Here is a 13,380-nt window from a genome sequence, read left to right as displayed (position 1 = left end):
TCAGGCCTCCCCACCGGTCGTCGCCGCGGCCTCGGCCGGAGCGGCCGCGGTCTCAGCAGGAGCAGTGGACTCGGCCGGCGCACCCTCGCGACCCGCACGGGTCGGACGCTCGCCGCCGCGGCTGCCACGGGTCGGACGCTCGCCGCCACGGCCACCGCCGCCACCACGACCGCCACGGCCGGGGGCGCCGGCGCGCGCTGCGGCCTGCGCCTCGCGCTCGGCGCGGGTGCCCGCGACCTCGCCCTTGTAGATCCAGACCTTCACGCCGATGCGACCGAAGGTGGTCTTGGCCTCGTAGAAGCCGTAGTCGATGTCGGCACGCAGCGTGTGCAGCGGGACGCGACCCTCGCGATAGAACTCCGAGCGCGACATCTCCGCGCCGCCGAGACGGCCGGAGCACTGGATGCGGACACCCTTGGCGCCGGAGCGCATCGAGGTCTGCATCGCCTTGCGCATCGCGCGGCGGAAGGCCACACGGCCCGCCAGCTGCTCCGCGACGCCCTGGGCGACCAGCTGCGCGTCGATCTCGGGGTTCTTCACCTCGAGGATGTTGAGCTGCACCTGCTTGCCGGTGAGCTTCTCGAGCTCGCCACGGATCCGGTCGGCCTCCGCACCACGGCGACCGATCACGATGCCGGGCCGCGCGGTGTGGATGTCCACCCGCACGCGGTCACGGGTGCGCTCGATCTCCACGCGGGAGATGCCGGCGCGCTCCATGCCCTTGCTCAGCAGCTTGCGGATCGCGACGTCCTCGCCCACGTAGCTCTTGTACTGCCCGCGCGGCGGGAACCAGCGGCTGCGGTGGTCGGTGGAGATGCCGAGGCGGAACCCGTTGGGGTTGATCTTCTGACCCATCAGGCCTTCCGTCCCTTCTTAGCCTGGGTGGTCGTGCCGGCGACGGTGCCGGCCGGTGCGACCACGATGGTGATGTGGCTCGTGCGCTTGTTGATCCGCGACGCACGACCCTGGGCGCGGGCACGCCAGCGCTTCATCGTCGGGCCCTCGTCGACCATCGCCTGCGAGACGACGAGGTCCGCGGCGTCGAGGCCCTCGGTGGTCTCGGCGTTCGCCACGGCGCTCGCCAGGATCTTGCCGACGGTCTCGGCCGCGGCCTGCGGCGCGAACTGCAGGGTGACCAGGGCGGACTCGACGTCCATCCCACGGACCATGTCCACGACGCGACGTGCCTTCTGCGGCGTGATGCGGACGTAGCGGGCGCGGGCGAAGGCGCCCGGCTGGTCACCCAGCAGGCTCTCGCGCCGCGCGCTCGGCTCGTTGGTGCGCATAGTGCTCATCTCTGTGTTCTCCGTTGTGCCCCCGCGCTCAGCGGCGGCGGCTCTTCCGGTCGTCCTTGACGTGTCCGCGGTAGGTCCGGGTGGGGGCGAACTCGCCCAGCTTGTGGCCCACCATGGAGTCGCTGACGAAGACGGGGACGTGCTTGCGACCGTCGTGCACGGCGATGGTGTGCCCGATCATCTCGGGGAGGATCATCGACCGGCGCGACCACGTCTTGATCACGTTGTGGGTGCCCTTCTCGTTCTGCGCTTCCACCTTCTTGAGCAGGTGGTCGTCGACGAAGGGGCCCTTCTTCAGGCTGCGAGGCATGCTGTGTCCTTACTCTGCTTTCGAGGCCAGCTCAGCGGCGCTTGCCGGACTTGCGACGACGGATGATCTGGGCGTCGGAAGCCTTGCGACGACGCGTGCGGCCCTCGGGCTTGCCCCAGGGGGACACCGGGTGGCGGCCACCGGAGGTCTTGCCCTCACCACCACCGTGCGGGTGGTCGACCGGGTTCATGACGACACCACGGACGGTGGGGCGACGGCCCTTCCAGCGCATGCGGCCGGCCTTGCCCCAGTTGATGTTGGACTGCTCGGCGTTGCCGACCTCACCGATCGTGGCGCGGCAGCGCACGTCGACGAACCGCATCTCGCCCGAGGGCAGGCGCAGCGTCGCGCGGGAGCCCTCGCGGGCCACCAGCTGGGCGCTGTTGCCGGCCGAGCGGGCCATCTTGGCGCCGCCACCGGGACGGAGCTCGACGCAGTGGATCGTCGTGCCGACGGGGATGTTGCGCAGCGGCAGGTTGTTGCCCGGCTTGATGTCGGCCTTGACCCCGGCCTCGACCGTCATGCCCTGGCGCAGGTCCTTCGGCGCCACGATGTAGCGCTTCTCGCCGTCGGCGTAGTGCAGCAGCGCGATGCGCGCGGTGCGGTTGGGGTCGTACTCGATGTGCGCGACCTTCGCGGGGACGCCGTCCTTGTCGTAGCGACGGAAGTCGATCACGCGGTAGGCACGCTTGTGGCCGCCACCCTGGTGACGCGTGGTGATGCGTCCCTGGTTGTTGCGGCCGCCCTTCTTGGGAAGGGGGCGCAGCAGCGACTTCTCCGGCGTGGTCCGGGTGATCTCCACGAAGTCGGCGACGGACGAGCCGCGACGACCCGGCGTGGTCGGCTTGTACTTACGGATACCCATGTCTTAGTCCTCGATCTCTCGGTGGTCCCGGTCAGCCGACCGGGCCCCCGAAGACGTCGATGCTCTGACCCTCGGCGAGGCTGACGATCGCGCGCTTGGTGGCGGCGCGACGGCCGACACCCGTGCGGGTGCGGCGAGCCTTGCCCTGGCGGTTCATGGTGTTCACCGAGGTGACCTTGACGTCGAAGATCTTCTCGATGGCGATCTTGATCTCGGTCTTGTTCGCGTCGGGGTGCACCAGGAAGGTGTACTTGTTGAGGTCCATCAGGCCGTAGCTCTTCTCGCTCACGACCGGACGGATGATCACGTCGCGGTGGTCCTTGTGGAATGTGCTCACTGGTGGATCTCCTGGGTGCCATTGGCCGCTTCAGGCGCGTCCGTTGCAGTTCCCACAGCCTTGACCGACTTGCCCGTGGAGGGCCCGGCGACGAAGGCGTCGTAGGCGGCCTTGGTGAAGACCACGTCGTCGGCGACCAGCACGTCGTAGGTGTTGAGCTGGTCGACCGGCAGGAGGTGCACGCTCTGCTCGTTGCGGAGCGAGCGGCGGGTCAGGTCGTCACCGCGCTCGACGACGACCAGGGCCTTGCGGGCCGAGGTCACGTCGCGGAGCAGCTTGAGCGCGCCCTTGGTGCTGGGGACCTCACCCTCGACGAGGGCCTCGACGACGTGCACGCGGCCGGCGCGGGCCCGGTCGGAGAGGGCACCGCGCAGGGCGGCGGCCTTCATCTTCTTGGGCGTGCGCTGGTCGTAGGACCGCGGCTGCGGGCCGTGGACGGTGCCACCACCGGCGAACTGCGGCGCACGGGTCGAGCCCTGACGGGCGCGGCCGGTGCCCTTCTGCTTGTAGGGCTTGCGGCCACCACCGCGGACCTCGCCGCGGGTCTTGGTGGCGTGCGTGCCCTGACGCGCAGCGGCCTGCTGGGCCACGACGACCTGGTGGATCAGCGGGATGTTGACCTCGACGTCGAAGATCTCGGCGGGGAAGTCGACCTTCACGAGCTTGGCGCTCACTGGACACCACCCTTCTTGGCAGCGGTGCGGATCACGAGCAGGCTGCCCTTGGGGCCGGGGACGGCGCCCTTGATCAGCAGCAGGCCCTTGTCCGCGTCGACGGCGTGGACGGTGAGGTTCTGGGTGGTCGCGGTGACGCCACCCATGCGACCGGCCATGCGCATGCCCTTGAAGACACGGCCCGGAGTGGCACAGCCACCGATCGAGCCCGGCTTGCGGTGGTTGCGGTGCGCACCGTGGGAGGCGGACACGCCGGCGAAGCCATGACGCTTCATGACACCGGCGAAGCCCTTGCCCTTGGTGGTGCCGGAGACGTCCACCACGTCACCGGCGGCGAACACGTCGGCGGGAGCGAGCTCCTGGCCGACCGTGTAGGACGCGGCGTCGCTGGTGCGGATCTCGGCGACGTGGCGGCGGGGGGTGACCCCGGCCGCGACGAAGTGACCGGTCTCCGGCTTGTTGACCTTGCGGCCCTCGATCTCGCCGAAGCCGATCTGCACGGCGTTGTAGCCGTCCTTCTCGGGTCCGCGGACCTGGGTGACCACGTTGGTGCCGGCCGCGACGACCGTCACGGGGATCACACGGTTGTTCTCGTCCCAGAGCTGGGTCATGCCGAGCTTGGTGCCCAGCAGTCCCTTGATCGGGTGCTCCATCGTCATCAGGTCACACCCCTCAGAGCTTGATCTCGATGTCGACGCCGGCGGGCAGATCGAGACGCATCAGCGAGTCCACCGTCTTGGGGGTGGGGTCGATGATGTCGATGAGGCGCTTGTGCGTGCGCATCTCGAAGTGCTCCCGGGAGTCCTTGTACTTGTGGGGCGACCGAATCACGCAGTAGACGTTCTTCTCGGTCGGCAGCGGCACCGGGCCTGCCACCTTCGCACCCGTGCGCGTGACCGTGTCCACGATCTTGCGCGCCGAGGTGTCGATCACCTCGTGGTCGTAGGCCTTAAGCCTGATGCGGATCTTCTGTCCCGCCATCAGCCGTCCTCACTGTCGTCGTGTTCCTGCTCCCCACCGACCCCCGCGGTCGGGCGTGTCGCGTCTGCTTCGCACGCGCGACGACCCGTCCGGGTGATCTCTTGTTGGTGGCGGCCCGACTCGACGTCGGGCTGAGAGGGGTCTCACGGTGCGGCACGGGCACGATGAACTGCCCTCGATCCGGAACACCGATTCAGCAGTCAAAGTCAAGCCCGCGCCCCGGCGACCCCGCCGGAGCAACCGGAACATCTTGTCAGACCACCGGAGTGGGTGCAAATCCGCCCTCCACGGTGCCCGGGTGGCTGGTGGAATGGCCCCGTGACCGACGAGCGCTCGTGGACCTCGCCCTCCGGGACACCCCCGACCGGGGGTGCGCCGGCGGACGGACGGGCGACCCCTCCTCCGCCGCCTCACGGGGCACCGCCCGGCCCTGGCGGCCCTCCCCGCTTCGTGCCGACCCGGGGGCAGCAGTGGGGTCCGACCGGCCTCCCGGTGCACAAGCCGGGGATCGTGCCGCTGCGGCCGCTGCGGCTCGGCGACATGTTCGACGGCGCCTTCACCGCGATGCGGCAGAACCCTCGCACGATGATCGGCCTGGCGGCCGTGGTGATGGTGTGGTTCCTCCTCCTGCCCACCCTGGTCTCGCTCGCGCTGGCGGCGGCGGGTCGGCTGGGCGGCGGGCCGCTGGACCCCGACATGTTCAGCACCCGCGCGGCCGAGCAGACGTCGACCGAGGTCCCGCTCTCGACCCTGATGGCCTACGCCGGCCAGCTGCTCGCCGCCTTCGCGGTCCTCCTCGTCACCGGGATGGTCGTCCACGTCGTGGCGCAGGCGGTGCTCGGCAAGCGGGTCACGACCGGCGAGGCCTGGGCTGCCGTGCGCGGACGCGTCTGGCGGCTGGTCGTGCTGACCCTCCTGAGCTGGCTGATGGTGGTCGGCGTCGTGCTCGTCGCCCTCGCGGTGGGGCTCGCGCTGGGGGTGGGTGTCGCCCCGGCGCTCGGCGTCGTGGTCGGGCTCGCACTGGGCTTCGGCGGGGTCCTCCTCGCGGCGTACGCCTGGGTGCGCTGGTTCGTGCTCGCGCCCGCGGCCCTGGTCCTGGAGGGCTCCGGTGTGATGGCCTCGCTGCGACGGGCCGGCGATCTCAGCCGCGGTCAGTTCTGGCGCATCCTCGGCATCACCCTGCTCGCGCAGATGGTCGCCGGGTTCGCCTCCAGCCTGCTGTCGATGCCGTTCAGCCTCGGCGGCATGTTCGCCGGCCTGGTGGTGCCCGAGACGGCGGCGGGGCTGGTCTACGTGCTCGGCACCTATCTCGGCATGCTCGTCTCCTACTCGCTGGCGACGCCCTTCACCGCGGCCGTGACCGTCCTGCAGTACGTCGACCAGAGGATCCGCAAGGAGGCGTTCGACGTGCAGCTGATCGCCGGGTCGACCGACCCGGTCGGGCCCGCGGCGTGAGCGGGCTCGACCCGTCGCCCGACCAGGCCCGGGAGTGGGTGACGCGGGAGCTCGCCCGGCCGGAGTACCCCCACCCGTCCCTGCTCGACCGGTTCCTCAGCTGGCTCGGCGACCGGCTCGACGGCCTCGTCTCCGCCGCCGGGGGGTCGGGCGTCGGGGTGCTGGTGGCGGTGGTGGTGGCCGGGGTCCTGGCCGTCGTGCTGCTCGCCGCGCTGTCGCGGGTCCGGCGCGACCCCGTGGCAACCGGTGGTGAGGCCGGCGTCCTCGACCTGCCCGAGACCGCCGACGGGCTGAGGCGCCGCGCGGAGCTGTCCCTGGCCGACGGACGACCCGGTGACGCCGTGGCCGACGCCGCGCGGGCGCTCGCCCGGCGGTGCGTCGAGCGCGGCCTGATCGACGACTCCCCGGGCCGCACCACGCACGAGGTCTACGCCGAGGTCGCCGCACGGTTCACCGACCGGTCGTCCCGGCTGATGGGCGCCGCGGACCTCTTCGACCGCGTCGTCTACGGCCGCCGTGCCGCCGGCGCCGACGCGGCCCGGGACCTGCTCGACCTCGAGGACGAGCTGCGTCGCACCCGGCCCGGTGCCGCCGGCCCCGTCGACGGGCTGGCGGTCCCCCGGTGACCGGCACCCTCACCGCGGGCGCCGGCACCTCCCGGCCCGGTGGCGCGCGCGGCTGGGTCGGCCTGGCCCTCCTGCTCCTCGTCGGCGCGGTCCTGCTCACCGTCGCCGACCTCGGTCGCGCCGGGTCGACCGAGCCGCTCCACCCCCAGAACCCCACCGAGGACGGGGCGAGGGCGGTGGCCCGGGTCCTGGCCGACCACGGGGTCGACGTCGAGGTCGTGGGCTCCGACCGCGCGCTCCGGCGGACCGACCTCGACGCGGGCACCACGCTGGTCGTGACCGGCACCGGCGAGCTCGGCACGTCGACGTACGCCACCGTGCGGGACGCGCTCGACCGGGCCGGCACCACCGTCCTGGTGACCCCGCCCGACCGGCTGCTCGACGAGCTCGACGTCACGGCGCGGTCCGGGTCGCCGATCGGCGGGAGCCTGGAGGCCGAGTGCGACCTGCCGCTGCTCGAGGACCTGACCGTCGACGCGGTCGGCACGCCGTACGCCGTCGGGGGGGAGACCGGCGACGCCGCCTGCTTCCGCACCGGCCCAGGCGCCGAGCTGCCCGGCCTCGTCGCCACGACCGGCGACACCCTGCTCGTCGGCGCGGCGGGCCTGCTCACCAACGACACGGTCGACGAGCCGGACAACGCCGCCGTCGCACTGCGCGTGCTGGGGCAGCACCCGCGGGTGGTCTGGTACCACGCCACCGCCGACGACCTGGCCGCCGGCGACGAGCGCGCGGACGCCACCGAGCTGAGCACCGTCCTCCCCCGCTGGCTGGGGCCGGGCCTGCTGCTGGTCGCCGTCGCGGTCCTGCTCGCGCTGCTCTGGCAGGGGCGGCGCTTCGGTCCTCTCGTGGTGGAGCCGCTGCCGGTGACCGTGCGCGCGGACGAGACCGAGGCCAGCCGCGGGCGCCTCTACCGCGCCGCACGCGACCGCCGCCACGCGGCCGCCGCCCTGCGTGCCGACGCGCGGTCCGCCTGGCGCGAGCGCCTCCACCTCCCACCCACCGCCTCGGTCGACGACCTGGTCGACCACCTCGCGGCCCGCGCAGGCGCTCCGGACCGCCGGACCCTCCACGCCCTGCTCGCCGACGGCCCCGTCGCCGACGACCGCGCCCTGCTGCGGCTGGCCGTCGACCTCGCGGCCCTCACCGACCCCCACCCGGGCACCGGCCCAGGAAAGGACCGTCCATGACCCAGTCCGACCAGTCCGACCCGTCCGACCCGTCCGACCCGTCCGACCCGTCCGAGCAGTCAGCTGCGCGCGTGCCCGACGGCACGGCCGACGCGGCGCGCCAGGCGCTCCAGGACGTACGCCGGGAGGTCGGCAAGGCGGTCGTCGGCCAGGACGCCGCCGTGGCCGGCCTGCTCGTCGCGCTGATCTGCGAGGGGCACGTGCTCCTCGAGGGGGTGCCCGGGGTGGCCAAGACCCTGCTCGTGCGCGCCCTGTCCGCGGCGCTCGGCGTGGAGACCAAGCGGGTGCAGTTCAGCCCCGACCTCATGCCGGGCGACATCACCGGCTCGATGATGCTCGACGGGCACGACGGCGGGCTGGTGTTCCGCCCCGGTCCCCTGTTCACGAACCTCCTGCTGGCCGACGAGATCAACCGCACGCCGCCCAAGACCCAGTCGGCGCTGCTCGAGGCGATGGAGGAGCGCCAGGTGTCGGTCGACGGCACGAGCCATCCGCTGCCCGTCCCATTTCTTGTCGCGGCGACACAGAATCCCGTCGAGTTCCAGGGCACCTATCCCCTCCCCGAGGCCCAGCTCGACCGCTTCCTGCTCAAGGTCACCCTGCCCGTGCCCGGCCGTGACGACGAGATCGAGGTGCTGCGCCGCCACGCCGCCGGCTTCGACCCCCACGCCCTCGCCTCGGCGGGCCTCGCCACGGTGGCGTCGGCGGACCAGGTGCGCGACGCGATCGCCTCGGTCTCGACGGTGTCGGTCTCGCCCGAGGTGTGCGGCTACGTCGTCGACGTGGCTCGCGCCACCCGGCACAGCCCGTCGGTGGCGCTCGGCGTCAGCCCCCGCGGCGCCACCGCGCTGCTGCGCACCAGCCGCGCGTGGGCCTGGCTCAACGGCCGCGACTTCGTCACCCCCGACGACGTGAAGTCGCTGGCCTCGGCCACCCTCGCCCACCGCATGGTCCTCACCCCGTCCGCCGAGCTGGAGGGCGTCGACACCGCCCGGGTGCTCGCCACCGCGCTCCAGTCGGTCGCGGTCCCGCGGTGAGGGTCGTCCCGTGCACCTGACCGGCCGCACCCCGTTGCTCGTGCTGTGCGGGCTCGCGGCCGTCGTCGTCCGCCCCACCCTCGGCACCGCCTGGGCGTGGCTGCTCGTGGTCGTCCTGCTGGTCGGTCTCGACCTCCTCCTCGCCCCCTCGCCGCGGCGGCTGGAGGTCGTGCGTGCCGTCGTACCCCCGGCGCGGGAGGGGGCGCGCAGCGAGACGACCCTGACCGTCCGCAACCCGGGGCCTCGTGGGGTCCGCGGGCAGCTGCGCGACGCCTGGCAGCCGACCGCGGGCGCGGAGGCCAACCGCCACCGGCTCCGGCTGCCGGCCGGGGAGCAGGCGCGGCTGACCACGCCGCTGCGCCCGACCCGGAGGGGACGGCTGCGGGCAGACAAGGTGACCGTGCGGTCACGCGGGCCGCTGGGGCTCGCCTGCCGGCAGGTCTCGCGCGAGGTGCCGGGCGAGCTCCGCGTCGCGCCGCCGTTCGAGTCCCGCAAGCACCTGCCGTCGCGGCTGGCGGTGCTGCGCGAGATGGACGGCCGCACGGCGGTGCGGACCCGCGGCCAGGGCACCGAGTTCGACTCGCTGCGGGAGTACGTCCGCGGCGACGACTGGCGCAGCATCGACTGGCGCGCCACGGCCCGCAGCCGTACGACGGTCGTGCGCACCTGGCAGCCGGAACGGGACCGCCGCGTGGTGCTGGTCCTCGACACCTCCCGCACCTCGGCCGCCCGCGTCGCCGACGTCCCGCGCCTCGACGCGGCCATGGAGGCCGTGCAGCTGCTGGCGACCCTCGCGGCACGGGCCGGGGACGTGGTGGACGTCGTCGCCGGCGACGTGGCCCTGCGTCTCCAGCTCTCGTCGGGCCACCGGCACGGCGTCCTCCCGGACCTGCAGGCCGCACTGGGCGACCTCGAGCCGGTCTTCGTCGAGGCCGACTGGCGACTCCTCGCGGGGGCCGTGCAGGGCCTGACCTCGCAGCGCAGCCTGGTCGTCGTGCTCACCTCCCTCGACGCCGCGGCCGGCGAGCACGGCCTGCTGCCCCACCTCCCCGTGCTGGCGCGACGGCACGAGGTGCTGGTGGCCGCCACCGTCGACCCCTCGGAGGCCGACGAGCCCCCGCAGCTGGTCACCGAGGCCTACGCCGCCGCGGGCCGGGCCGGTGGCCGTGAACGGCGCCGGCGTGCGGCCGCGGCCCTCGCCCTGACCGGGGTCGAGGTCCTCGAGACCTCGCCGGACCGGCTGCCCGTGGGCGTCGCCGACCACTACCTCGCCCTCAAGGCCGCCGGGCGGCTGTGACCCGGGCGGCCGCGACCCGGGCGGCTGTGACCCCGGCCGTCACGGCTCAGCCCGCGGTGGCGACCGAGGCCTCGAGCAGGTCGGCGTCGACGTCGCCGGTCTCGCCGGCCCGGACGGCGGCACGCCCGACCACCAGGACGTAGGCCAGGAAGGACACCTCCGCGACGACGCCGATCCCGATGCGGGCCCAGGTCGGCAGGGGGCTCGGCGTCACGAACGCCTCGATGACCCCCGAGACGAGCAGCACGACCACCAGGCCCATCGCGACGCCGGCGGCCGACCGGCCCTCGCGTGCCAGCGACTGCCCCCGCGTGAGGTGACCCGGCCGCACCCATGACCAGAAGATCCTCAGCCCGACCCCGGCGGCCACGAACACCGCGGTCAGCTCGAGCAGGCCGTGGGGCAGGATCAGCCCGAAGAACAGCTCGCCGCGGTCGTGGCGCACCATCACCGACCCCATCAGCGCGAGGTTGGCGACGTTCTGGAACAGCACCCAGAGCACCGGCACGCCGAAGACCCCGAGCCCGATGCACAGCGCGGCGACCCAGGCGTTGTTGGTCCACACCTGCGCGGCGAAGTGCGAGGCGGCATAGGTCGAGTAGTAGCCCTCGAAGTCCTGCGAGGCGATCTGCCGCGCACGGTCGGCGCCCACGAGCCCCGTCTCGACCTCGGGGTGCCGCAGCAGCCACCAGCCCATGAGGAACGCGACCGCGAGGTTCGCCAGCGCGGTCGTCGCCCACCACCAGCGGGTGCGGTAGAGCGCCGCGGGGAAGCGGCGGAGGAAGAAGTCCCCCGCCGCGCGCCACGACGCCGAGCGGGTCCCGGTCTGCCGGCTGCGTGCGCGGGCCAGGACCGAGGAGAGGTAGGCGATCACCTCCGCGTCCGGCGCCTGCGACCTGACCAGCGACAGGTGCGTGGCCACCTCGGTGTAGAGGTCGACCAGCTCGTCGGCCTCTTCGCCGCTCAGCCGGCGGCGCCGGCTCAGCCGGTCGAGCCGGACCCACTCCTCGCGGTGCACAGCGGCGAGGGCGTCGAGGTCCATGCCGTCACGGTACGTGCCCGCCCGCCGTACCGTGGGCGCATGAGGAGCGGACCGCGACGGGAGGACCTCGTCCTCACCGGCGAGGCGGTCGCCCTCGACCTCCCGGTCGCGAGCGTCGGGGTGCGAGCGGTCGCCGGGGTCATCGACCTCGTCCTGGCGGCACTCCTCGTGGTCGGGGCGGTCCTGGGCATCGCGGCCGTCGGACCGCTGCTCGACGGCGCCCTGCAGGCGGTCGTGACGCTGCTCGCCGTGGTCGCGGTGCTGGTCGGGCTCCCCACCACGGTCGAGACGGTCACCCGCGGCCGCACGCTCGGCAAGTGGGTGATGGGGCTGCGCGCGGTGCGCGGCGACGCCGGCCCGGTCTCGTTCCGGCACTGCTTCGTCCGCGCCCTGGTCGGGGTGGTCGAGATCTACCTCCTGTCCGGCGCCCCCGCGCTGTTCAGCTCGCTCGCCACCTCGCGCGGCCAGCGCGTGGGCGACCTCGTCGCGGGGACGTACGTCGTCCGCGAGCGCTTCCGGCTCAGGCTCACCGAGCCGCGAGCCTGCCCGCCGCACCTGCGCACCTGGGCGGCGAGCGCCGACCTCGCCGACCCGCCGGTCGGGCTGGCCGTCGCCGTGCGCCAGTTCCTGCTGCGCGCACCGACCCTCGTGCCCCACCACCGGTGGGTCACGGCCCAGCAGCTGGCGGCCTCGCTCGCGGCGTACACCGCCCCCGACCCGCCGGCCGGCACGCACCCCGAGGACTTCCTGGCCGCCGTCCTGGCCGAGCGGCGGGAGCGCGACGTCGCCCGCCTGCGTGCCGACGTCACGCGCAAGGACGCCCTCCTCCGAAGGAGCGCCGAGGAGGGACGCATCCGCTCGTGACCGACGCGTTCACGTGCGGATCCTTCACAACTCGGGGGCACTTCCCTACGCTTTCCGCATGATCGACCGCACCCGACTCGACTCCCTGCGCACCGCCGAGGAGGAGCGGTTCCGAGAGTCCCACCCGCGGTCCGCGGAGCTCGCGCGCGAGGCCGACCACAGCCTGCTGGCGGGCGTCCCGATGCCGTGGATGACCAGGTGGGCGGGCTCCTTCCCGCTCTTCGTGGACTCCGCCGGCGGGGCGCGGTTCACCGACGTCGACGGCCTGGAGTACGTCGACCTGTGCCTCGGCGACACCGGCGCGATGACGGGCCACGCGCTGCCGTCGGTCGCCTCCGCGGTGCAGGACCGGGCGGCGCACGGGTTCACCACGATGATGCCGAGCAGCGACGCCGCGTGGGTCGGCGAGGAGCTGCGGCGGCGGTTCGGGCTGGACCGCTGGCAGTTCGCGATGACCGCGACGGACGCCAACCGGTTCGTGCTGCGCTTCGCGCGACACCTGACCGGGCGGCCCAAGGTCGCGGTGATGGACTGGTGCTACCACGGCACCGTCGACGAGACCCTCGCCGTGCTCGACGGCGACCGGGTCGTCCCCCGGCCCGGTGCGCTGGGCCCGCAGGTGGACGTGGCCCTCACCACGCGGGTCGTGCCCTTCAACGACCTCGACGCGCTCGACGCGGCGCTGGCGCACGGTGACGTGGCCGCGCTGCTGATGGAGCCGGCGCTGACCAACATCGGGATGATCCTGCCCGACGAGGGCTACCTCGCCCGGGTGCGCGAGCTGACCCGGGAGCACGGCGTGCTGTGGGTCGTCGACGAGACGCACACCCTCTGCGCCGGGCCCGGGGGTGCCACCGCCGCCTGGGGCCTCGAGCCGGACCTGCTCGTGGTGGGCAAGCCCATCGGGGGCGGGATCCCGGTGGCGGCCTACGGCATGACCGCCGAGGTCGCCGACCGGCTCGAGGGGCCGATGCGCGGCCACGAGATCGACGTCGCGGGGGTCGGCGGCACCCTGACCGGCAGCGCGCTGGCGATGGCCGCGACGCGGGCGACGCTGTCCACCGCCCTGCGGGAGGAGGACTTCGCCGCCGCGGTCCCGCTGGCGACGAGGTGGACCGCCGGGGTGGCCGGCGTGATCGCCGAGCACGACCTGCCCTGGCACGTGCAGCAGCTGGGCTGCCGGGCGGAGTACTGGTTCTGCCCTCCCCCGCGCAACGGCGCCGACGCCGCCGCCGCGATCGACGACGATCTCGAGGGCTTCATGCACCTGTGGGCGCTCAACCGCGGGGTGCTGCTGACGCCCTTCCACAACATGGCGCTGTTCTCCCCGCACCACACCGAGTCCGACGTCGACCGCCACACCGAGGTCTTCGGGGAGGCGGTGGAGGAGCTGCTCGGTCGCTGACC

The 13,380-nt window shown here is 73.5% G+C and carries 16 protein-coding genes; 7 read left to right on the top strand and 9 right to left on the bottom strand.

What is annotated here, in order from left to right:
* The 8 genes from rpsC to rpsJ are packed head-to-tail and all read right to left on the bottom strand — an operon-like array spanning position 1 to position 4,462.
* The gene (gene rpsC, locus J2S63_RS12630; protein WP_310302692.1) at positions 1-855 is read right to left on the bottom strand and encodes a 30S ribosomal protein S3; all 855 of its coding nucleotides are present in this window, start codon (positions 853-855) and stop codon (positions 1-3) included.
* A complete protein-coding gene (gene rplV, locus J2S63_RS12625) occupies positions 855-1,295 on the bottom strand; it encodes a 50S ribosomal protein L22 (RefSeq protein ID WP_310302688.1) in 441 nt (146 codons plus the stop codon). The genes rpsC and rplV overlap by 1 nt, the downstream gene beginning before the upstream one ends.
* Positions 1,296-1,323: 28 nt before the next feature.
* The gene (rpsS, locus tag J2S63_RS12620) at positions 1,324-1,605 is read right to left on the bottom strand and encodes a 30S ribosomal protein S19 (RefSeq protein WP_310302685.1); all 282 of its coding nucleotides are present in this window, start codon (positions 1,603-1,605) and stop codon (positions 1,324-1,326) included.
* Positions 1,606-1,636: 31 nt separating this feature from the next.
* Positions 1,637-2,470, bottom strand: a complete 834-nt coding sequence (gene rplB, locus J2S63_RS12615) for a 50S ribosomal protein L2 (RefSeq protein ID WP_310302682.1) — start codon at positions 2,468-2,470, stop codon at positions 1,637-1,639.
* A 31-nt stretch (positions 2,471-2,501) separates the two neighbouring features.
* Positions 2,502-2,807 (bottom strand): 50S ribosomal protein L23, encoded by a 306-nt coding sequence (gene rplW, locus J2S63_RS12610; RefSeq protein WP_310302679.1) that lies wholly within the window; start codon positions 2,805-2,807, stop codon positions 2,502-2,504.
* On the bottom strand, positions 2,804-3,481 hold the full coding sequence (gene rplD / locus J2S63_RS12605) for a 50S ribosomal protein L4 (protein ID WP_310302676.1): 678 nt from the start codon (positions 3,479-3,481) through the stop codon (positions 2,804-2,806). Before rplD ends, rplW begins: the two co-directional genes overlap by 4 nt.
* A complete protein-coding gene (gene rplC / locus J2S63_RS12600) occupies positions 3,478-4,140 on the bottom strand; it encodes a 50S ribosomal protein L3 (protein ID WP_425573350.1) in 663 nt (220 codons plus the stop codon). The genes rplD and rplC overlap by 4 nt, the downstream gene beginning before the upstream one ends.
* 13 nt (positions 4,141-4,153) lie before the next feature.
* Complete coding sequence (gene rpsJ / locus J2S63_RS12595) at positions 4,154-4,462, bottom strand: 30S ribosomal protein S10 (RefSeq protein ID WP_008360994.1); 309 nt, start codon at positions 4,460-4,462, stop codon at positions 4,154-4,156.
* Between the two features lie 450 nt (positions 4,463-4,912).
* Here rpsJ and J2S63_RS12590 point away from each other — a divergent pair, with 450 nt between their 5' ends.
* From J2S63_RS12590 to J2S63_RS12570, 5 genes are read left to right on the top strand one after another with little or no spacing between them, the layout of a single operon-like run.
* A complete protein-coding gene (locus tag J2S63_RS12590) occupies positions 4,913-5,917 on the top strand; it encodes a DUF7847 domain-containing protein (protein WP_310302672.1) in 1,005 nt (334 codons plus the stop codon).
* Positions 5,914-6,543: a DUF4129 domain-containing protein gene (locus J2S63_RS12585; RefSeq protein WP_310302669.1), complete on the top strand. Its 630-nt coding sequence runs from the start codon at positions 5,914-5,916 to the stop codon at positions 6,541-6,543. Before J2S63_RS12590 ends, J2S63_RS12585 begins: the two co-directional genes overlap by 4 nt.
* On the top strand, positions 6,540-7,733 hold the full coding sequence (locus J2S63_RS12580; protein ID WP_310302666.1) for a DUF4350 domain-containing protein: 1,194 nt from the start codon (positions 6,540-6,542) through the stop codon (positions 7,731-7,733). Before J2S63_RS12585 ends, J2S63_RS12580 begins: the two co-directional genes overlap by 4 nt.
* On the top strand, positions 7,730-8,770 hold the full coding sequence (locus J2S63_RS12575) for an AAA family ATPase (protein WP_310302663.1): 1,041 nt from the start codon (positions 7,730-7,732) through the stop codon (positions 8,768-8,770). Before J2S63_RS12580 ends, J2S63_RS12575 begins: the two co-directional genes overlap by 4 nt.
* Before the next feature lie 10 nt (positions 8,771-8,780).
* Positions 8,781-10,067, top strand: coding sequence for a DUF58 domain-containing protein (locus J2S63_RS12570; RefSeq protein WP_310302660.1), 1,287 nt, complete (start codon positions 8,781-8,783; stop codon positions 10,065-10,067).
* 46 nt (positions 10,068-10,113) lie between these two features.
* Here the strand turns inward: J2S63_RS12570 and J2S63_RS12565 are convergent, their stop codons facing one another.
* Complete coding sequence (locus J2S63_RS12565; RefSeq protein ID WP_310302657.1) at positions 10,114-11,109, bottom strand: stage II sporulation protein M; 996 nt, start codon at positions 11,107-11,109, stop codon at positions 10,114-10,116.
* Positions 11,110-11,148: 39 nt separating this feature from the next.
* Between J2S63_RS12565 and J2S63_RS12560 the strand changes: the two genes are divergently transcribed.
* Both J2S63_RS12560 and J2S63_RS12555 read left to right on the top strand, forming a co-directional pair.
* Positions 11,149-11,973: an RDD family protein gene (locus tag J2S63_RS12560; RefSeq protein ID WP_310302654.1), complete on the top strand. Its 825-nt coding sequence runs from the start codon at positions 11,149-11,151 to the stop codon at positions 11,971-11,973.
* Between the two features lie 58 nt (positions 11,974-12,031).
* Positions 12,032-13,378 (top strand): transaminase, encoded by a 1,347-nt coding sequence (locus tag J2S63_RS12555; RefSeq protein ID WP_310302651.1) that lies wholly within the window; start codon positions 12,032-12,034, stop codon positions 13,376-13,378.
* The last annotated feature ends 2 nt before the right edge of the window (positions 13,379-13,380 follow it).

The sequence above is a fragment of the Nocardioides marmoribigeumensis genome (assembly GCF_031458325.1).
Taxonomy (GTDB): Bacteria; Actinomycetota; Actinomycetes; order Propionibacteriales; family Nocardioidaceae; genus Marmoricola_A; species Marmoricola_A marmoribigeumensis.
Note: the sequence above shows the minus strand (reverse complement) of the source record. Positions and strands in the feature narration are given on the sequence as shown.